Source organism: Methanosarcina spelaei (assembly GCF_002287235.1).
Classification (GTDB): domain Archaea; phylum Halobacteriota; class Methanosarcinia; order Methanosarcinales; family Methanosarcinaceae; genus Methanosarcina; species Methanosarcina spelaei.
The window spans coordinates 1-4,650 of record NZ_LMVP01000147.1; the positions used below are offsets into that span (position 1 = coordinate 1).

The window sequence follows — 4,650 nt, forward strand, 5'->3', positions numbered from 1 at the left end:
TAAGCTATTTTGATAAAAGTTTCACTTTAGAAAGTAGCGGAGCGTATTGATTTTAGATAAAATATTCAAAAAAAATATCTAATGAATAAACAAATTCTTTGGCAAAAATGCCAAAGAATTTGTTTTTCAAGATTATTGCAGCTTTTTGAGGTAGTCAGCAGAGAAAATTGTAGGTTTGAGGAAAGAACAATAAGAGAAATCACTAGATTATGGAATTGTGTCCCTATTATGGACTGTTAGATATTAACCATCAGATATGAAAAATGTTAGATAGGAGAGATTTTATCTGCGGTTTCTGCTCCTACACCTATTTTTGAAGAATCTCTATGTTCTTTGAAAATCCTGTATATCCTTAAAAGCATAAACCCGGAAAGCAGAAACGCCAGAGAGTCCGCGACCGGATAAGCTATCCAGACTCCATACAGTTGGTAGAACTGGGGAAGGAGGACAATAGCAGGGATCAGGAAAAGAAGCTCTCGGCTCATGGAAAGGAGGAAAGCGGGTCTGGCTTTTCCCAGGGCCTGGAACAGGGTTGAAGTAATTACATTCATACCTATTAAAGGCGTTCCCAGAAGCATGATAATTATAGCGTTTTTCCCAAGCTCAAGATATTCAGGATCTGTACTGAATAATCCGAGGAGTTGTTCTTTTAAGAAGTAAATAATAACCAATCCAAAAAGCCCGAAAGTCGTTGTTGCTACAAGCGAGATTTTAACGGCTTCTGCCACCCTTCCATATCTCTTTGCTCCATAGTTAAACCCTATAACCGGTTGCATGCCAAAGGCCATACCCAGGAGGGGCAGGAAGATAAAGGAATTGATCTTCATTACTACACCAAAAACGGCAATTCCGACGTCTCCTCCGTAAACTGCAAGGGCATTGTACACAAAAATCATCATGACACTGCTTGCGCTTTCCATCACAAAAGATCCGGTACCAATAGCCCCAATTTCCTTAATAATTTTCAGATCTAGTTTCAAGGTTTCTGGCCTGAAACGGACAGCCCCTTTTCCTTTAAGATAGTATAGCAGGAGCCAGACCGAAGCTACAGCTTGTGAAATTACAGTTGCAATTGCAGCGCCCTTAACACCCATCCCGAAACCAAACATGAAAACAGGGTCAAGGAAAATATTGAGGCCGCCTCCTAAAATCATAGCAGTCATTGCAAGGCGGGCATTTCCTTCAGATCGGACAATATTCTGAACAGCGACTCCAAAGACAAAGAACGTCCCTCCCAGTATTATATAGTTAAGATAATCTCTGGCATAGGGCAGGACTCCAGCAGTTGCTCCGAAAACCTTTAGAATCGATTCAAGATAAAAAAGGCAGGGAATGGCTATAAGCACGCTTAAAATTAAACTCAGGGAAAAAACATTTCCAAGAACTCTTTCGGCTTTTTCACTTTCTCGGGCTCCAAGGGCACGTGAAATTATGGAAGAACCTCCTGTCCCCAGAACAATTCCAAAAGCCATTATTATCATCTGAACCGGAAAAGCTATAGAAAGTCCGCCTATGGCCTGAACACTGTCTGCTCCATAGACCATTCCCACATAAAAAGTGTCCGCAACATTATAAATAGCCTGTACCAGCAGTCCGATGATAATGGGAACTGAAAGTTTAAACAGGAGCTTTCTTATATTGTCTTTGCCAAGAAATTCACTTTTTTCATCCATATTTATCATCTCAACCGTTTTTTCATCCATGTTTCTCATCTCAACCGTTTTTACTTTATGTCATCAGGTCTTATCCGACGGAGGCTCAAACCCAGGTTCAAAAAGTTTAATCGCAGCTTTGTGAATTAGTAGCCTGAAAATTTCTTTTTCTTCAAAGGTAAAATCCGAAAAGAGAATAGATATGAAAGAAGTCTGCTTTTTAAAAATTATATCTCTCATTTCCTTCCCTTTTTCAGTCAGGTAAACCCTGTAAGCTCGAAGGTCAGTTTCGTCTCTTTCCCTGTAAACGTAACCTTCTGTTTCCAGACTCTGGATTGCTCTGGCACTTGTTGCTTTGCTAACTTTCAGGGTTTTTGCAAGAGTTTCCTGGGATATTCCATCTCTGTGGTACAAAAACAGTAAAAACTCAAACTGTCCGCTTCCGACCCTGTAAGCATCAAGTTCCTTTGCCATGTATGCCACATTGCTCCGGTAGATGTGAGAAATCGGACCTAATATTTCTCTAGGGTCTATTTCCTTTAAGTTTACTTCTCTAAAATTTCCCATAAATTTATCCTTCACATTTTAGGAACGGAGTGATCAATATTGAAATTGAAGATATCGATGTAATAGTTGCATATAAAACAGATTTAACGGAAAGAGTTTATTTTTGGATTTTATATAGCCTTACTTCATTTTAAGGAGTCTGGACTGTTTGTACTGATATTGGATGATATATGCATTAAATCGTTCCATATGACACTATCGTCGGCTTAATAGGTTTATGAGTATATAATCGTTTCGCATGATACTAAATTAAATAGATAAACAATTACTTTCCAGATTGAAAAATCTGAAAAACAATAACTAGCAAAAATAATATCTTTGTTAGAGTTATAGTATTTGATAATAATATTATGTCATATCAGAAATTATAAAAACAATATCTTTAGCCTTTATATTTTAGCCTTTACTATTATAATTTAAGTAATTAATTCCCAAAAACACTGAAATAGATAAATAAAATTTTACATTTGCGTATATCTGTAGGATATAGAAAATTAATCTAATTTATAGATCACAAAAACATATATCAGTTGCTTAAGTAACCAAATTAAATATATCAATTCATAAAAATCAGTATAAAAAGCAAATGACGAGATTTCAATCTTTGCCTCCCGGATTTAGGGGATCTATTCTAAAAAGCAAAACCACGAATAATGCAGTTACAGTCCCTGTACCCCAAAAAACGGGTTTATGGTTATTTTCAGAAATGTACCCAAGATCATTAATAGGACTCCCAACAACAGCAAATTTTGGATCTTTTTGTTCAACTGTTTCTCTCCAGTTATCCCCGTTTTAAATAAGTCATTTTTCAAACAGTTTCAGGGCAGTAAAATTATTTTTCACAAAACCGCAAAACAAAAAAGCAGAAATTAAGAAAGGGGATCAACCCTCTCTTTTTCATTTTCCTCTATTTTCCGTTTATTCATATCTCAGTGCATCTACTGGTTTTAACTTTGAAGCCCTGTACGCAGGGACTACTCCTGAAATCACTCCTATTAAAATTGCCAGGATGAGCCCTAAAGCCATTAAGTCAGGAGCAAGGTATATACCTGAACTATCTCCTCCTCCTCCCATCATCTGCAAACCAAGCAGAGGGAAGAGAGTTGAAACACAAGCTCCAAGAATATCTCCAAGGATACCACCAACAAGACCAACCATTGCGGAATTAAAGAGAAAAATCATAAGGATATCCCTGTTTTTTGCCCCAATGGCTTTCATAGTTCCGATCTCCTTGGTCTTTTCCAGGACCGAGGTAAACATAGTATTGGCAATACCGACAGCTCCCACAAGCAAGGACACTGCTGCAATGGCACCAAGGAACAGAGACATTGAACTCGTCATTTCAGTGACGGATTCAGCCATAGATTTAGAAGCTGACACCGAAAAGTCTCTATCATCATCACTGACAATGTGCCTTGAGATCATGAGCTTATCCACGATATCTTCTGTCAGGTTGTCTACTGCATCTTCGCTCTTGGCTTTTACAGATATGCTATCATAAACACCATTTTGTGCATCATCGATCAGGGTTACTGCTCCATCGATAGGCATGTAAATACCTCTGTCACCTTCACCTTCTTCTGACAGAATTCCAACAACTCGCACGGCTTTACCGTTTACAGTTATTACCTGATTAACTCCGATATCCTGGTCATAAATTCCACTTGCAACACCGCTTCCGATAACTGCAACATACTTATCTGAAGGTTCAAGCAATCTTCCGGATTGTGTTTTTAGTGTAGTCATATACTGCCAGACCTGTGGGTCTACACCTGTGACTGAAAGGGTTGCATTTTGCGCTGCATAGATCACCGACACACTACCGCTAATCTCTCCTTCTATGTATGATATATTATTCAATCCTCGAAGTGCTGCAATGTCCGTATCCGTTAATTCAACATCTGTTGTCGTACCTCCCCCTCTTCCTCCACCCCCTGGACCTCCAGGCATATTCGATGATGCCTTGGAGTATCCTGGACTTATGGTTATTTTTGTAAGATCCATCTCGGCAAGCCTGCTCTGAACCTGCTCTTGCATGGCATCCCCGAGGGAGAGGATGCCGACAACAGATCCGATTCCTATAACTATCCCGATAATGGTCAGCCAGCTTCGGAGTTTACTGTGAACAAGCATGTTCAGACCCATTTTCAGGTATGTTGATTGTCTCATTTTGCATCCTTCCATTCGCTAGTAGAGTGTTTTTCAGACTTCCTTGTCAGGTTTTTTGTACTCGAATTGTTTACCTTTTCTTGCCTGTATCCTTTCGTGTATCTTCTTACGATAAACGAATATTCCGCCTGCAAGGACCAGCAGTCCGATGTACGGTAGGTACGAACCGACTCCAGCACTGTTACCTGGGCCTCCCGGACCTCCTGCTGCAGTCATATTTCCTGATGTTGTAGTTTCGAGATTAACTTCTTTAGTAACGGGA

The 4,650-nt window shown here is 39.3% G+C and carries 3 protein-coding genes and 1 pseudogene; all 4 read right to left on the reverse strand.

Translation table 11 applies throughout. The features are described from left to right. Nucleotides 1-266: 266 nt before the first annotated feature. Nucleotides 267-1,703: an MATE family efflux transporter gene (locus tag ASJ81_RS09090; RefSeq protein ID WP_245859989.1), complete on the reverse strand. Its 1,437-nt coding sequence runs from the start codon at nucleotides 1,701-1,703 to the stop codon at nucleotides 267-269. 33 nt (nucleotides 1,704-1,736) lie between these two features. Next, nucleotides 1,737-2,219, reverse strand: coding sequence for a MarR family winged helix-turn-helix transcriptional regulator (locus tag ASJ81_RS09095; RefSeq protein WP_095644196.1), 483 nt, complete (start codon nucleotides 2,217-2,219; stop codon nucleotides 1,737-1,739). 918 nt (nucleotides 2,220-3,137) lie between these two features. After that, nucleotides 3,138-4,388, reverse strand: coding sequence for an ABC transporter permease (locus ASJ81_RS09100; RefSeq protein WP_095644197.1), 1,251 nt, complete (start codon nucleotides 4,386-4,388; stop codon nucleotides 3,138-3,140). A gap of 33 nt (nucleotides 4,389-4,421) precedes the next feature. Then, a pseudogene (locus ASJ81_RS22745) lies at nucleotides 4,422-4,650 on the reverse strand (COG1361 S-layer family protein); the annotation flags it as partial.